The organism is Zoogloea ramigera (genome assembly GCF_006539865.1).
GTDB classification, from domain to species: Bacteria; Pseudomonadota; Gammaproteobacteria; order Burkholderiales; family Rhodocyclaceae; genus Zoogloea; species Zoogloea ramigera.
Window position 1 is genome coordinate 1 of the sequence record NZ_BJNV01000011.1, and the last position, 16,090, is coordinate 16,090.

5 protein-coding genes are annotated in these 16,090 nt (G+C 58.8%); all 5 read right to left on the reverse strand.

Going from position 1 to position 16,090, the window contains the following annotated elements; all coding sequences use genetic code 11:
* Nucleotides 1-604: hypothetical protein (locus tag ZRA01_RS04710; protein ID WP_218028650.1), on the reverse strand; the 604-nt coding region annotated here is incomplete at its 3' end.
* Nucleotides 601-4,545: an AAA domain-containing protein gene (locus ZRA01_RS04715; RefSeq protein ID WP_141349808.1), complete on the reverse strand. Its 3,945-nt coding sequence runs from the start codon at nucleotides 4,543-4,545 to the stop codon at nucleotides 601-603. The genes ZRA01_RS04715 and ZRA01_RS04710, both read right to left, overlap by 4 nt.
* A 123-nt stretch (nucleotides 4,546-4,668) precedes the next feature.
* Nucleotides 4,669-10,245 carry a methylation-associated defense system ATP-binding protein MAD8 gene (mads8, locus tag ZRA01_RS04720; RefSeq protein WP_141349810.1) on the reverse strand — a complete coding sequence of 1,859 codons (5,577 nt, stop codon included), beginning with the start codon at nucleotides 10,243-10,245 and terminating at the stop codon, nucleotides 4,669-4,671.
* Nucleotides 10,242-11,915 (reverse strand): methylation-associated defense system protein MAD7, encoded by a 1,674-nt coding sequence (mads7, locus tag ZRA01_RS04725; protein WP_141349812.1) that lies wholly within the window; start codon nucleotides 11,913-11,915, stop codon nucleotides 10,242-10,244. Before mads7 ends, mads8 begins: the two co-directional genes overlap by 4 nt.
* Nucleotides 11,915-16,090, reverse strand: coding sequence for a methylation-associated defense system protein kinase MAD6 (gene mads6, locus ZRA01_RS04730; protein ID WP_141349814.1), 4,176 nt, complete (start codon nucleotides 16,088-16,090; stop codon nucleotides 11,915-11,917). Before mads6 ends, mads7 begins: the two co-directional genes overlap by 1 nt.

Below are 16,090 nucleotides of genomic sequence, written 5' to 3' on the forward strand. Positions count from 1 at the left end.
ACGTGACTTGATGCTGCTCCCAAACAATGCCGACAACTTGAGGTTGAACGGAGTGAATCTCAGTATTTGGTGTTTTCCAAGCGTGCCGCTCTTTTTCAACAGACTCCCGAACCAACGCGGAGCAATCGGAAGGCTCAAGCACAGCACCTGCGATGAACGGACGGCTAGATGATCTTGATAGCCGAGTTTCACTTCGATGAGGCTTGATCGAATTGGAAAGCGGAAAATAAAGGTGTGATACGGTCGTTTGCTGCGACCGGCTAGGCAATCGATCTCGCTCGAGAAATGTTACGCCATCGGCGGTAAGCGCAAGCTCTGCGAGCCGAAGATCCATATAGTCTTGCGATGTTGGGCCGCTCAAGACGCCCATATAGATCAGATTTTCAACGCTTGGCCCGACCAGTTCAGTGGCCGAAGCCACGCCAAGTTGATGCTCAAAAATTTGAGACAGTGTCATGTCAGCGAGCCCCGGGGTCGCCCGATAGCTACCGCATAGCTTCATTACCGTCCGCTCAAATACTGTCGGCGTACGCACGGTCTGGTACGTCACCTCCGACTCCACTTCGTAGAGCGGCATGCCGACAGAGAAAGAACCCAACTTCATCGCTGATTACCTCGATTGCCGTTGCTGGGTCGCGGCGTGAACTTGCGCTGACCAGGGTTATCGTTTCGCATGAGTCGGCTCGCCGGAATCAGACGGGCGTCTCTATCCAGCTGATCGAGAATGTCCTTATAGACCGTGCGTGTCGTTGAGCCCTCCTGATCCATATGCGGTAGCGTTACCTCATATGACTCGTACATGCTTCTTGCACCAAAAACAATCAGTAGCTCCTGCGCTCGAGAGAAGGCCACGTTGATGAACTCGTATCGTGCGACATTCGCACGGCTAGACCTGCGCCTTGCCATACCCTGACTTCTGGTGTCGATTCCGTCATTGCGAACCAGACTAACCAGAATGATTGGCTTCTCCTTACCCTGATACCGTATTACGGTGTTGACCTCTACATCCAGGCATTCGAATTGCCCGGAAGGTTTGACCGTACGGATCGCCTCGCAGATTAACCGGCATTGCCGCGCGTAGAAGGAAACCACGCCGACTTGACGCCGCTTCTGAGCTGAATATCCAAGAAGGGCACTCTGCTTGTCGAGCTGAAGCAATGTGTGGGCAATCAACTGTGCTTCGAGGCGGTTGCTACGCGCAGGTTTACCCGCTGCGTCCATGTCCTCCTTGTGGATCTGCCCTTCCAAATTGCGAGATGTATCCACCCACAGGACGTGGTCACCCTCGTGAACGACTTTCTCCTTTTCTGCACGAGGAATTTCTGAGGACGGCAAACTGATGTTCTTGGGAATTCGATTGCCCCCACCATCAAGCGCGGGCTTGACGATAGATTTCCCATCTGCGTCGACCAGAACCAGCCCATGATTGCGATCGTAATTCGGGAACTCTAGCCCGCAGGTCAGGCGGCGCTCATAGAAATGGTTCACCATTGTCATGATCTGCGGATGCATACGGAACTGAACCTCGAGGCGTGCGCGTATCGCATCGTCTGCCGCTTCAAAGTGCGACTTGAACAAGGATGCCGTAACCATCTTTTCGAATCGGTGCAGATTTTGCCGGGTCAAAGCCGTTCGACTCTCTTGCTCGTCTTGCTCCGCCTCTTCAACCACGTCGCTGAATGTCTGGGCATCTGCCCCCTCCTGAAACAATGGTGGAAGCTGACGGTGATCACCCACCAAGATCGAGCGCCGCGCACGCATTAGAGGCAGCAGCATCTCCAGAGGAGTCGCCTTGCTGACTTCATCGATGATCGCAACGTCAAAACTTACCTGACCAGAGTCTTCGAGCGTTTGTTCACGTTCATTGCATGTGATGGCGACCACGTTGCACTGCGGCACATAGACTTCTTTGAAGTGCTCCCAATCAGACTGAGCTGAAGCAGGTCTGCGAAGATCATTCACCCAGTCCTGGATCAGTTGCCCCCACACATACTGCTCATCCTTCTGATTTTGTATTTGTTCCTCCAGCGTACGGACCTCGCCTTGGCGAACCAAGATTTCTTGGCTGAGCAAGGCAGCGACATCGATCGGGTTGTCGTTCGCGGAGTTTTCTGCTGCCTGCGCAAGAAGAAGCTCTGATGCACGAGCAAGGGAACTTGTCAGAGACTGATTTACCCTCGGCTCTGTCCTGATGTGCTGCTCGAGCTCCTGTTCGCGCTGCCGCCACTCAGATTCATCGATTTCCGGAACCTCACAGAGATCAATGAGCCTGTACACCTCTGCAATCAGTCGTTCCAAAGCCTGATCAATGGCCGCATTGCTGGTACGCAATGCGGCCAAACGATCGGCAAGCTCTGCGCCGACCTGTTCTGCGTTGTCGATGGCGGCACACCAGCGATCAGCGTCCACGAAGAGATCGCTGTACAGATCGGCACTCAGCCCACCGGCAGAACTGTTTCGAAGTTGCTTGATCTCCTGACGCTTGGCTCTCCAGGCTGAGACCAAGCTATCGTCATCGTCAACCCGCTCAGCTAGGGCCTTTTCTTCGGCCTCCAGTTCCGCAATGCGAATAGCCACATCAGGACTCTGTAGAGATCGGGGCCCCGCCGCATACAAGCGAGCCACATCCTTCTCCAGTTCCTGTTCACGTGTCCTCAACTTGCGCCAACACCTCACCAGTCCTGCAAGCATTTGAGGACGTTGTTGTGGCACGGCGTCCCAATCGGCCTTCGAGACCGGGAGTTTTGTTCGCGCTGCCGTCAACCCGAAGAGGCTGAAAGCTAGCTCTGATGACAGTGGTTCAGGCAGCGGGCACCCATCTGCAACATCCTCTTCGCCTGTCACCAAGAATTCCCTTAGGGTCGAAAGGCGGTTCCGCTTTCGTTTCGCGTCCTCGTGCTTCTGTGCCTGCTCCTGCAGCCTTTGCCAGGCCAAGTCTCTCTCAAGCTTTGCCCGGACACGACCTTGCTCATATAGATCAATACCTCTTTGTGCTTCGACAATGTCGCGGCGCACATATTCGGCTCTGTTCAGCCAGGACTGAAGCTGGCTCATCCGATCGGCAGTTTCACGCCAAGGCTTCAAGAATCGGTCGCTCGCATGCTCCGCCAGGGATGAGTAATACCGGGACAAAGCCGCTTGCTGAACAAAGGACTTTCCATCACCAGAGACTTTATCCAGGTCGCGTGCTAAACGAATGACCCGCAAATCAGGATGTTTGCCGAGCCGTTCTAGAGCGTTGTCAACGGCCGTGTGGGCTTGACTGGCCAGCAGTACGCGCTCACCGCGACGGGCCAATTGCATGATGGCTTCTGCGATCACGGTTGTCTTCCCTGTACCCGGCGGCCCTTGAATCAGGCACAGGTCAGGCGCGGTCAAGATCTTCTCGACTGCATCTTTCTGGAACGGGTTCAGATCATCTCGGAACCAGTGCGTGATCGATTCTTTGGCCGAAGGCTTCTTAGCTTGTCGGGCATCAAACAGGTAGGAGGAGAGGTAAGGGGCATAGCCTCCCTGATCTTGCAAGCGCTTGATCGCCATTTCATGGCGGCGAATCAAAGCAAGATCACCCGCAGCCGATACGGACAAGAACCCTTGCTCGGGGATTCTGGAAAGGATCATCTGGCGAATGTTTGCCAAGTCTTCCGCAACTGTTAGCTGATTCTGGTCGTCTTCAGAGAGAGCAACCACGACTTCAGCGAGGTGTGGCTCATTCCATTCGCAGTCCTTGATCTTGTCCTTGTGTGGAGCGATCTTCGCCATCGCCTCAGGTTGGCCGAGCTCAAAACCTCTCGGAGCACGCTTTGCCCCTTCCCGATCGCTGATTCGAAAGGTCCAGGGATCGACAGACACATTAAGGTCAAATGCCATCACGTCTTGACGTGAGAGCGACCGATGAACTTCACGCAGGGACTGCTCGCTCTCGCCAATCACTCTGAAGACGATCCTGTCCTCTTGCCACTCGCGCTGAATGAACCTCAACCCACGGGTTTTCTCCGACACGAGCTTGCGCTTCCACTTCAGGAATTCGGTCCAATCGACCAGTTTCTCCCGGGTGGTGATTGAAATGGGAGGTAGCTCGAATGCCAACTCGCGGGTCAAGGCATTGTTGTTGCGTTGGATTCGTGGCGGCTGCGGGTTGTCCTGATACACCACCACCGAAAGGCTGCGCTCGTAGCTGTGCCCAGGCGCATCAGCGACTTCAAACAAGTCCTGAACCATGAACACAGGGCTGGGAACGCGAGTCGGCCAGAAGCCCCTTACCGCCAACGAACATCCCCTGGGAAACGGCCAGGGCTGCTCCGGGTTGATGACCGGGCGAAGAGCAAGGCTCAAGTTATCGTCAGGGCGGTTCTCGATACTGAGGTTTGCCGCGTAGTACTCCATCGGCATGCCATGTGGGAAAAGCAAATTCAACATCCCCTCGATGCGATCGCCCCCAGTGAGGAAGTCCCGGAGCTGAGGATGTCGGCGAGCCAGTTCTCCTACCGTGCGCGAAACGCGTTCGCGATTTCTGTCGTCAACCCATATGTACAGATTGGCCATAACAAACAAAGTCCTCCCAGACCCAACGGCTCAGCTCCCACAAGGTGTGGGGTGGCTTCCGCGCTTTTTCTATAGGTTGTGTCTGTTCTTGATGAATAGATACCGTCAAGGACAGCGCGTAGTTCAGTCCTTCACGGCCACCCGGGTTGCCCCACCGTGCTGCGTAACCCTGGGTCTGCACCGAAGCTTGACGGCCCCTTTGGAAAACGACTCATCCGTCGCCTTGCTTGACCACACATAAGCCTCTCCGGCTTTCAGCAGGGCCATGCGCTCTGGCGTCAGGTTGCCGAGTGCGGCGTTGGCTTTCTGGATGTGCTTTAACCAAGCAGGCGAATTGAACTTGTGCATGATGATCTGGCTGGACAGCTCGATCAGGCTGACAGGCACAGATGGTGGGTCTTGGCTTGCGACCATGATGCTGACGCCCTTGTGCCGCATCTCTCGGACCACTTCGATGAGCCCGGCAACCAGGTCGGGACTCTCGATGTATTTGTGGGCCTCATCGAACACCACCAGCTTGTTGAAGCTGCGCCCATCGATGCGCGCATCTGCGAACAACTGCAAGAGCACGACGAACAGTCCGAGGGCTTCGTCCTTCTCGATGAATTCGTCCCGCAGGTCCACGATGATCAGTCGACCTGGCCTCACCACCTCAGTGAGCGAGGTTCCGTCGTTGATGTACTCAGCGGCCAGGTCGAGGCGCATCCGAGCCAGCTCCTTGAGGTGATCAGGAACCGACGATGCATCGATGCCTACACGCAAGCCCTCAAGGGTGATGTCGTCGCGCATCGCCTTCATGATGCGCATGATCTGACGGATGTACGTGGCTTGGTTGCCTACGGCGCCCATCAAAAATTTCCAGTGCGAAGCCTTCAGCTCTGAAGCCGAGAACTGCAACGGACGTACTTCGATGTCGGGGTACTCGGCCTGACGCTCTTCGATCTTGTCGGCTGGTACGAGAAGCAAGACATCTGCGAGTGCCCTCGGCTCCGCGCCATATACCTCCTTCAGCGCGCGAACCTGATCTTCCACCGAGTTCGCTCCCACCATCGACGTGAACTCGGGCTTGTAGTCCATCGTCGGGCTGTAGTGGAAGATCACCGTGGACAGCGGCTCAGGCAGGCAGTTGATACCAGGGATCTGCAGCGAAGCCATCTCTGCCACACTGCCCAAGGTGTAGCTCTTGCCGCCGCCCTGAACGCCGAACAGGCTGATGGTGTGGGTCTGATTGAGGTCAAGTGCCACCTTGCGCCCAGACACTTCACCAATCAGGCCGTACTGCGGTGTTGCTCCCGTGGCACCGAGCATGATGTCGTAAGCCACGCGGCTATAGATAGCCTCGCCATCTTGAGTCTGCGGCCGTTTAACGGACGCACTCAGGGGAGCCTCCTCCCCCGCAATAAGAACCGATGCGGGTGCCGGCTCCACAGTTGCTGTCGCATCCGGTTCGTCTACTGGCGGTGGTGGCGTGTCAGTGCTTGCAGCCTGCACGGAGCCAACTGGCTCGGGAGCCGCCAGCACCACGGGGGCAGGTTCTGGCTCACGCACGTGCACGCTTGAAGCCACCTCATGTTGCGTGTACCTGAACCTCGGACTGTCGTCCCACGCGAGTGTTCGATCCCGTGGCGGGCTGAGGAAGGCTGCCGTTTCAAAAGTAGGAACGGCAGGCGCCAATTCCCTGCGACGAAGCAGTTCTTGCGTGACCTCTCGCGCTGTGTCAGCAGAGCGCGCGTACTGGACGCTAGCCACCGTTTCGGTGTCAGTCACTGCAGACTCCACCAACTGTCGAATCAAATCACTACCGATCCGATAGAACTCGATGCCGTTTTCATGCTCGGCGGGCTCAGTCCCTGGCTTGCTGAAGTCAAACACCACGGCACTTCGTGTGAACTGCAGGGTGTAAGGCCGCTCATCAAGGCGTCGCAGGAAGTAGTGAGCCTCTTCGGCGGCTTCTGGCAAGACCACGCCATAGCGTTCGGAGCGGTCTAGGTAAAAGCCCAGCAGTGCAGCAAGATCGCGATTCTTGATGGGGCGGTCAGGCCGATCTACGTCAGCCATCCTGGGGTCGAAGTGATAGGCCAAGACGTGCTCGGACTGAGCGATCTGATCAGCGATGGACGCCTTCAACTGCGCGTAGGCAGCCACATCACCTACTTGGCTGTAGCACTTCACTTCGACCAGCCGACATGTCACCACACGGCTTGCTGGGTCGAGGTCGAACAGGGCAAGGTCAGTCCGACGGAAGCTGACTTCATCGCCCATTTCCTCAGCGCTTTGCTTCAACGCCTTGTACAACTCCAAGTGCGCGTCCAACGGCACGACGACCTGGTTCTGGAAAACGCCTTGGTGTTCGAGGAACAAACGCGAGAGCGCCAAGCCCATCGCCTCGGCCCGCTGGGATGAAGAGGACAGTAGCTTCAAGGCCAACCGTCCGGACAACGATCGAAGCTGATCCAGCATCACCAAGGCATGTCGGCCCGTGTTGGGCAGCCCGTACTCCCCCAAGATGGGAATCAGCAACGACTCAAGCTCAGCAACGGAGCGCGAGGTGATCGCCAATCGATGGCTCATGGCGCTCGCCATGTCGGGCGAGTGGTCAATCAGATAGTCTGGCCGCGTGGCATGGCGACGATGGTCGAAGAACTCGATCCCCAAGTTCCGATCAATCGTGAGCACCCAATCACTGACCTCATGAACCTGATGGAGCATGGCACGCTCGTCTGCCGACAGGCTCAACGCCACAACAGGGCGCGCATGCGGCAGGTATTGACTGCGAGCAACTGTCGCCACTGCGACCGAGACAGCACGGGAAACACCACCCATGAGGTCGGATAACGCCTCTGCTCCCTCCAGCGGCTGCGCCGCGCCATGAAGCGGACGACGCAGCCAAGTGATGGACTGCTCATCTTCCAGATAGTCCACTTCGAAGGGCTGAACCAGACCATGGACAAACGAAGAGTCGTCACTGTCCTGAACATCAACTGCTCGAATTTCCTCAGCAGGGAACAAGTCAAACAAGAAGGACAGATGCGCCGCATGCAATTCCGGATCCTCACGGAACTCCTTGATCGCACGAATGGCCAGTCGCAGCTTGGGGTGCAAATGACTGTTGGTCGGCGTCGAAAAAGCGTCTGCTTCCTTGGCACTCGTTCCCGAGTCTGGCGACAAGAGTTCCAGCAACGCTTCCCCGGTCGAAGGGGCTGCAGGATCAAGCACGAAGAGTCGGATGTCGTAACGTAGATCGGCGAAGTCAGGATGTCGCTGGAGTGCCAGCAGCACCTCGGCCATTGCGCCTGCGCGCCCCGCGTTGAAGGCGTTAATCGTCAGCGTCTCCACATACGGGTGCTGGACCAGATAACGCTGCACACGCGCGGCAAGATAAGCGCTATCGATGGTTGCCCCGCCGATGGCTGGCTCTGGCAAGCCCAAGGCAGCACAAACCTCCCCAATCAGGCCACGAGGATCCTTTTCATCGGTCGCTGCGTACAAGGACCAGAACGGGTTGATGTTGTCCACAGCCAGCGCTGTCCGCCCCAGCTCCTCACCGAAGGGAACAACCGGCGGAAATGCCGCTGGCGCAAGCTGCTTGATCACTGCGTCACGTGTCGGGATCACAAACTCTTTGTTACTAGCCCGGCTCTGCTCCATCCAGGCCTGGCCGAGATGGCTCCATGCAACATGCCAGTTGGCACGCAAAGGATGCGTTGGCCCCAACAGCACAGCATCTCGTCGCCTACCTTGGTAGTCTTCCAGCACGAGGGCCACTGAATCGATGGTGAGCGCGTAGCGAAGCTCATCCATCGCTTGCCGCGCAACGGCCGTCTCTGTGGAGCTGGCACGTGCAAGTGCTGTGTCGATCCAAGCCAAATAGGCGGAAGCATAGTTCTGAGCTGACTCCTGAAGGGACAGAAGATCGCTGGCCTGCATGATCAGCCGTTGGTCTCCCTTGAGCACTGCGGCGAAGAATGACTGCCGAGCCTCTCGGAATCGAGTGACCTCGTCCGGGACTGGCCACTTGAATGACGTCGTAGATCGGGTGGCAACACCCGAAGCGCTTATCGAAAGTCTCAAGCGGTTAAGACCTTCCGGGTCTTCAAGAAACGCGCGCTCCAGGTTCGCCAAAAGGCTGGACACCAAGACGTTCGCCTTACCCTCCTTGCCCAGGCGAATCTCCAAGGTTTCGCCGCTGGCCATGGCCTTGCTACTGCGCTCCACCCAGCCGCAGCCGGTCACAGTAACGGTTCCAGGATCACGATCCTGAGTCACCGCCGCAAAACGTGCACGCAGCAATGCATGCATCAAGCTAGCCTCACGCGGGACCGCACGCTGCGGTGGTTCTACCTCGACCTCGTCGTCGGTAACCACGTAAAAGAGGTCACTTTCGTTGGGGCTGGCGTGCGTCTCAGCTGCATCCGTGTTGAACCGGATGGGATTGCCTTCTCCGTCCGCGAGCGGGATGCGATCACCGTCCTCGGTCTCTGCATACACCCGCACGTAGTGCCAGCCTTCCTCCCAGTCGATCTTGCCAATCGACGAAAAAGCAATCGCGCCGGAGTCGGTTCCTTTGGTCCAGGCGGCCTTTCGTCTACGCAGGCCTGTCGGACCGTTGTCGCGCGACACAACCTCTGCCACAAACCGCGACAACCCTTCGACCTTGGACGGCACCGGGTCAACACGGAAAGAGACACTGAACTTCTTGAGCCCGGTTTTTGAGATGGGCAGCACCTTGTGCCCGATCAACTCAGCCAACCGGGGGTCTTCGTTGTCATCCTTTACCACGGGCAAGTCAGGCAGTGCGACATCGCCGATGTAGATGGCGTCGGGGTTAACTCCGCCGTCCTCGAACAACCATTTGTTGAACGCAAGTGGCCAATTCACACGGTCACGAACGATGGCTTGCGTCCACTCCTTGGGATTGGAGACGCCGATGCGGGAGAAGAACTCGCCAAGCTGCTTGCAGAACACAGGGTCCAGCAAGCCCAACTCAAGCGCGCGAACGCGCTCCGTCTTGGTAGACCAGGTCACGCGCTCAACGCACTCTCGGTTGCGCGCCACCCGCGCAGGTGCGCGCTCGGACTGTTGGAACAACTCAAAGTCCGGCACCAGAGCAAGTTCAAAGAGCGCTGCCCCCATCGCATCCGGATCAAACTCATTGATCTGGCAGGTGAGCAGGTAACGAGCGACAGCAGCGTCATCGGCGTACCTCCACCGGCTGTCACGCCGCCGCAACTCGCTCAAGCAGGCCTCCACGGCCATCCGCAAGTTGGCAGGAACTTGAGCCAGCAACTGCCCATTCAGCTCCGCATACGCGCCATCGATCGAAACCTCTTCGAACGTCGCGACGCCAAAGGAATCTTCCGCTGAAGCACGCAGGTCATTCGGAACGAAGACAAGCAACGGGGGGCGAAGCTCATCGTTCGGTAGCGGATTCCGCAGCTCAACCAGCTTGGTGCTGCTGACAGCCATGTCAGCAGCCATCGCTCGCAAGCCTTCGTCAGCCAGTACCACGACGTTCGCTGAAGGCACGGCAGCCCGCAGGCCACCAGCCAAGCGAATCATCAGCTCCCGATCCAAGTCGGTGACCCGCATGCAATGCCCAAGCTCGCGAGCGGCAAGCAACTGGGATAGCTTTGGAAGCAGGACCGATTCCAGCGCGGCGTTCAGCTCTTGATTGGTGAGTTCACGCAGTCCCTGACTCATGCGCGCGCTCCTTCGTTTCGTTCTGCAATCGTGTAGCGCGGCACCACGGTCTGAGTCACGTAGGCATCAGACAAATCTCGATAGAAGCCAATCTCACGGAGGCGTCCGGTGAATGCCTGCACATTGCTGCGCAGTGCCTTCCGTTCGTCGATGGTCGGAGCGCTGAACCCCTCACCGGGCGGCAGCTGATCGATGTAGAGCCCATAACGTTCACGCAAGAACGACAGCAAGTCGTCGATCCGCATCTCGCCGGTGAAGTAGCCTTGGTCCCCACCGGGTCGCAACACTGCGATCTGCAGCAACACTTCCAGCAGGCGACTCTCCAGCGCAAATCGCCGAGGTGCGTTCCGCGCGCGGGTCTGCGCAAGCAGCGCCCCCGACTTGTTCTTCAACATCGTCGCATCCAAAGACTCGATGATGTACTTCCGATGAAAGGCACCACGCAGTGCCACCAGAATCTCGATGTAGGTCTCGAAGTCCGAGAGTCCCATCTTTGTGATGGCCTCGACCTCTGCGTCAAGGCCCGCATCTCCCTCAGACAAGGATTCCAGCAGTCCGGCCAGGCGCTCACCAAAGAACTTATCTCGCTCTTCCGCGAACGGCTCTCCTTGCAGGCCGTAGAGTTCGCCGACCGAGAACACGGAATTCAAGGGCCGGATCAGTTTCCCTCTCCGAACGAGGTGCTCAGAAAATTCGTCTAGCTTCTTGGCGACGAAGTACGCTCGCACAAAGCTAGGAATGCGCCGGTAGTAGCCATCTGCGCTGCGCTCTGCCAGCGCTGCTGTGGAGGACTCTGAGCTACCCGACAGATCAACGAACAAGCCGAGCTTGTAGGGGCAGTCACCCTGAGGCTCGCGTTGCTCGCGGGGCTTCATAGGGCATGCCGATTCGGCGCACAGCGAGTTGGCCCCCTCCAGCTTCTGCCAGGCAGGCAGCAGCTTCAGCAGGCGAAGGTGGTACAGCGCCAAGTGGAACGACAACAGCACCTTCAGGTACTCCACCATCACTGAACGCGGCATGAAGGGCTTGTAGAACAGAAGTCGCTGAATGTCTTCGGCCATCAGATCGGCTGAGCCGATGCATACAGGCGCAAACCGATCTCCGCCCGCGCGCGTGTCCGCCGTGTCCTTTCTCTGCGACAGAAAGTGCAGCAGCGTCGCTGTCTCAATGTCTGTCAGCGCCTTGTCGTTCAGCTCTCTTGTGAGCTTGTCGAACCCGTCGAAAAAGAAGCCCTTGAGATGCTCGATGGCCTTGTGGCCGGCGAGGTGGCGCGCGTGGTGCAGCATCTGATAAAGATGCTGTGCAGCCCCGTAGTCACGCGAGTGCTTCGGGTTGCGAAAGCGATAGGTATAGCCATGCAGCGGTCGCGGCCCTGCCACGGCGGCGTTTTTCTTGCCGCGGTTCACGATGTCCATCAGGTGGGTTTCAACCCAACGCTCCACCATGTCTCGGTGCTGGGTGAAGCCCAAGAACTTGTCGCTGGCATCCAGGATGTCATCAACGAACTTGTCCACGGTCAACTCGCGCTTGTCGCGGAAAACGCTCGGATAACCCCCATGCTCCAGCCGCTCGAACAAGCCCGTGAGCACCCGATCCATCTCGATGGTCTTGAAGTCGAGATAGCTGATCTTCGGGAGTCGGAACTCCCTGTCCTTCTTCTGCAATGCCATCAGTTCCCCCTGGCGCCGCTCTCTGCGGCTTCTTCTTGGCGAGCGCACCCCACAGGGCCGTGCAGCAAACGCATCTCCACCCGACCATCGTCATGGCGGGCCAAGCGGTAGAAGTCGTGCCCCGTGGTGGTCAGCAGGATTTCGCGGTAAGGCTGAGCGTTGAGACTGTTCTTGAACACGCCAAGGCAGAGATAGAACCCTTGCATCTCCTCAACGCTTGGCCGGTAGCCTTCATTCAGGCGTACCAACATCTCGAATACGTCGAGGTTGATGATCAACTCACTGCTGATGGCGCCTTGGCCTTGGCCCTGGTACTTCAGCAATAGACCTGTCGGCAGGTGCTCAACGAAGCGTGCCTTGGCCGCAAAGTCTTGTACCTGCAACCCAAAGCCCTCCACTGGGAAGAGCCGGTAGCTGCGGACCGTACCGTGTTCGACCTGCCGCAACTGCAAGGCCAGGCTGGCGCCCAGTCGCTCGGGGCGCTGCAACCCCTCCCCACGGTTGATGGCATGCAGGATTTCGCCGGTGAGTTCGTCGATGGGCATCTCGCCACGAACAATCTCCACCATGCGTTTGGCAGAGCGATAGGGCAGCATCTTTTCCCAGCTGGCGTCACGCCGCTCAAAGAAGTGCTTGCGGCGTGCCATGGCCACGTACTCGCGATGCTTGCGCGCCCGGTGGCGAACTGACGAGTCAGACACGCCACGCGGCAGATCGCCGAACAGGCGCTTCAACACCTCGAAGTCAAACTGCCCTCGGCGCTCGAAGCGGAACAGGGCGCGGTCATCCGGCTGAACAAAATCCAGGCCTCGGTCGAAGCGGGGGTCCTCCTGCTTGCCAACATCCAGATCGCTCAGCAGCGTCAGCAGCCGGTCCGAGGTGGCTTGCCCGCCACCCATCCAGCTGTTGAAGTAGAAGCTCCGGGCCACGTCATCATGCTTGCCCGATGCGTACAGCGCATGAATCTCGCCACAGTCGCGGTTGCCAATCAGCATGAACGACAGCGCTGAACGCAGGTCGCGCATCGTGATGTGCAAACGCCCGCGTAAGTGGGCCATCGTGTAAAGCGTCTTGAGGCGTTCCAACAAACGCGGCCCGGCAATCTCATCCTGGAAACTGCGCGCGTTGTGCAAGGCGTAGCAACTGTCTTTCAAGTCACACAGCTCACAAGCAGCCCAGTTCTCCGGGCGGACGATGCTTCGCAGCGTGCGCTCCAGAATCGATCCATCCTGAGTATTGTTAGCGTCGTCGGCCACAACGCTGCGCAGGTTCAGGTTCACCACCGCCACGCCAGACTCCGCTTCCCCTGTGGCAAAAGCGCGCCGAACCAGGGCCGTGAGCGCCGGGAAATCTCGTTCATGCGCAGCGAGGAAGTCCACCAAGCGACCTTCGTTGATCGCAATCAGTCGTGTCTCTTGGGGCCTCCAGGTTGCTGCATCGTTGCCCTGGAACGGAGCCAGGAAGTCCAGCAACACCTGGTTGTTGTCCTTGTTGCCCTCGTCTTGGCTGCCGTCGTAGTTGATCAGGTAGCGCTTGCCCTCCAGGCTCAGCTCGCTGCCGTTTGCCAAACCACGATTGACGGCCCCGCCGCGCGCTTCGACCTCTTTCTCCAGGCGTTGCAAAAAGGCTGTCTTGCCATCACCAGCGTTGCCAGAGATCAGCACGAGTCGGAACTCACCCTGCAGCACAGCAGGCAACAAGGCACGGTCCAGCGCGGTGTCCACATAGGCTGAGAACCCAAGCGCGTCCATGCCCCGCGTACCCGCATTGCTGCGCCGGCTTTGGCTGTAGAGCGTCAGCAGGTGTGAAACGAACGCGTTGGAGTTGGGTGCCGATTCAGCCAAGGCGGGCTGCCCGCTACTCACAGCCGTCACCATAGCCGCCAGGCTGACAGTCTGCACTCGACGCGCATGGCGAACTTCTGCCAGCGCATCGCGGAAATCGACGGCCGTGTGGAAGCGCTCTGCCCTGCGCGGCGCAATGGCCTTGAGCACCACGTTCACCAACTCCGGCGCCAAGTCGGCAAAGCCCGACAGTTCGCGAGGGTCCGGCGCAGGCTTGTTGATGGGCGGCTCCGTGGTGTCCCACGGGTAGCGGGCGGTCAATGCCTCGTACAAAGTCAGGCCCAGCGCATACAGATCGCGGTCTGCGCGCTCGCCGTTGTGCGGAATGACCTCAGGGTCAAAGTCCGGCGGCAAATAGCGCCGCGAACCCCCGCCGCGCGACTCCTTGTCGTCGGCCCGCACTGACACGTTGAAGTCGATGATCTTGGCGCCCTTCTGCGTCCACAAGAGGTTGCGTGGCTTGATGTCGCAGTGATGGAAGCCCTGCGCATGCAGATGCACTAGGCCCTCAATCACCTGCTTGCCCAGCTCCAGCGCATCTTCAGGGGACAGCAGGCGGTCGTGGATCATGTCGCCAACATCGGCCCCTTCCACGTACTCAAACACCAGGAAGGGGATGTCCCGCCCTGGAATCACATCGGCATCGAGCACACGCACCACATGGGGGTGCTCGGGGATGTGCACCAGGTGGCGGTACTCCTTCTTCAGGCGCTCCAGGGTCGAGTGCCGGTCACTGACGATGAGCTTCACCGTGCGGGCCACGTCGCCCAAGGTGTCGATCACCTTGTAGACCACACCGAAGCTGCCTCGCCCGAGCTTCTTCTCCACGATGAACTTGTGGGTCAGGCGATGGCCTGCCACCAAGTTCAGGTAGTCGGTCTGGGCATCATCGACTTCAGTAGCCTCGGGCTTCGGAGCCTCTGCAGCTTGGCTGGCCACTTGCGCAACGGGCTGCAGCAAAGCATTCAGAGCAGCCAGCGCGGCAGATGCGGTCAGCCGCTGGTGCTCATCAAAAGCGCACAGGCTCTGCAGCCACGCGTCAAAGGCTTCGTTCAGTTCCGGTCGCAGTGCCGAGGGCTTGTTGAGGAACTCGCCGACCCGATCCCACACCGTGGTGGGTTCGCCCGCGAAGGGGCGCTCTCCGGTGAAGAGTTCGTAGAGGATGACCCCAGCGGAAAAGATGTCTGATGCGCTCGACGCGGCACCCGGCTCCCGGAACGCTTCCGGCGCCACATAGGCTTTCTCCACCAGATCAACAATGTCCGTCGCAATCGTCAGGCTGCGGTCCACACCGGGCTTGGCGAAATCGAAGTCGGTGATGCGTGTGGTGCCGTCCTGGCCAATCAAGATCGCGCCCGGCGTCAGGTTGCGATGAACCACACCGTGATGGTGGGCGTGGGCCAAGGCCGCCAACAGGTCTTTGGCCACGCGCCACTTCTGGTCCAGCGTCAGCGCCAACTGAGGACGAGCCATATGCACGGTCAGCGCTTGGCCCGGTGCATCGTCCAGGATCAGGATGAAAGACTTGTCGTCATCGGTCGGGAAGAAGTCCCGCGCCGCGACGATGTTGGGATGCAACGGCAGCTTAGACAGCGCCCGGTAAGCATTGGCAATGCGGTTGACCTGCGCCTTGCGCACATCCTCAGGCTGGTAAGGGTCTGCCTGGTACACCCGCAGGCGGGCCGTGCCACCCGCGAACGCGTTCTCGGCACGAAACTCGGTGTAGGCCTCCGCCGCCCCGAGCTTTTCTTTCACCTGCCAGTGCCCAAAGCGCTGCACGGCTGAAGCGGGCTTCACCACCTTCAAGGCATGCAGAATCAACCCCTGCTGCTGCAGGATGTTTTTGGAGAAGCGCACCGGGATGCGCGTGGCATCTTTGAAGTAACGCTCTGCGTCCTTCAGCTTCACCACCCGGTCTGCATCCAGCTGCTCGCGGTCATTCAGGTGAGCATCAGGCGCGGTGAGCAGGATGGCGGCATCGACATAGATACCGTCCAGTTCATTCCGACCGGGATTGGCCTGAGTCACCAAGCCCTTCACCGTGCGCGCATGACCGCGCAGCTTGCCCATCGGCGACGGATAGGGAGCGCGCCCCTCGGGGTACCACTTGCTGCCGTACACATCGATGGTGCCGCGCGTGCCCTTCACGTCGATCAGGTAAAGGGCGTGCGGGGTCAGCAGCGCGATGTCGATCTCAAAGCGCTCGCCCTGCCGCTCGATCTCGAAGTTGTGAAGCAGAACGAAACTGTCTGGCAAGCGATCCCGCAGGTAAGCGATCGCGCTGCGCTCTGCATCGTTGACCGGCTGGCCTATTGGGATCACTTTGGCCAT

Excerpts from the sequence above, each read along its gene's own strand:
- ZRA01_RS04715 (WP_141349808.1), bottom strand. The coding sequence starts at position 4,545 with ATGGCCAATCTGTACATATGGGTTGACGACAGAAATCGCGAACGCGTT.
- mads8 (WP_141349810.1), bottom strand. The coding sequence starts at position 10,245 with ATGAGTCAGGGACTGCGTGAACTCACCAATCAAGAGCTGAACGCCGCG.
- mads7 (WP_141349812.1), bottom strand. The coding sequence starts at position 11,915 with ATGGCATTGCAGAAGAAGGACAGGGAGTTCCGACTCCCGAAGATCAGC.
- mads6 (WP_141349814.1), bottom strand. The coding sequence starts at position 16,090 with ATGGCCAAAGTGATCCCAATAGGCCAGCCGGTCAACGATGCAGAGCGC.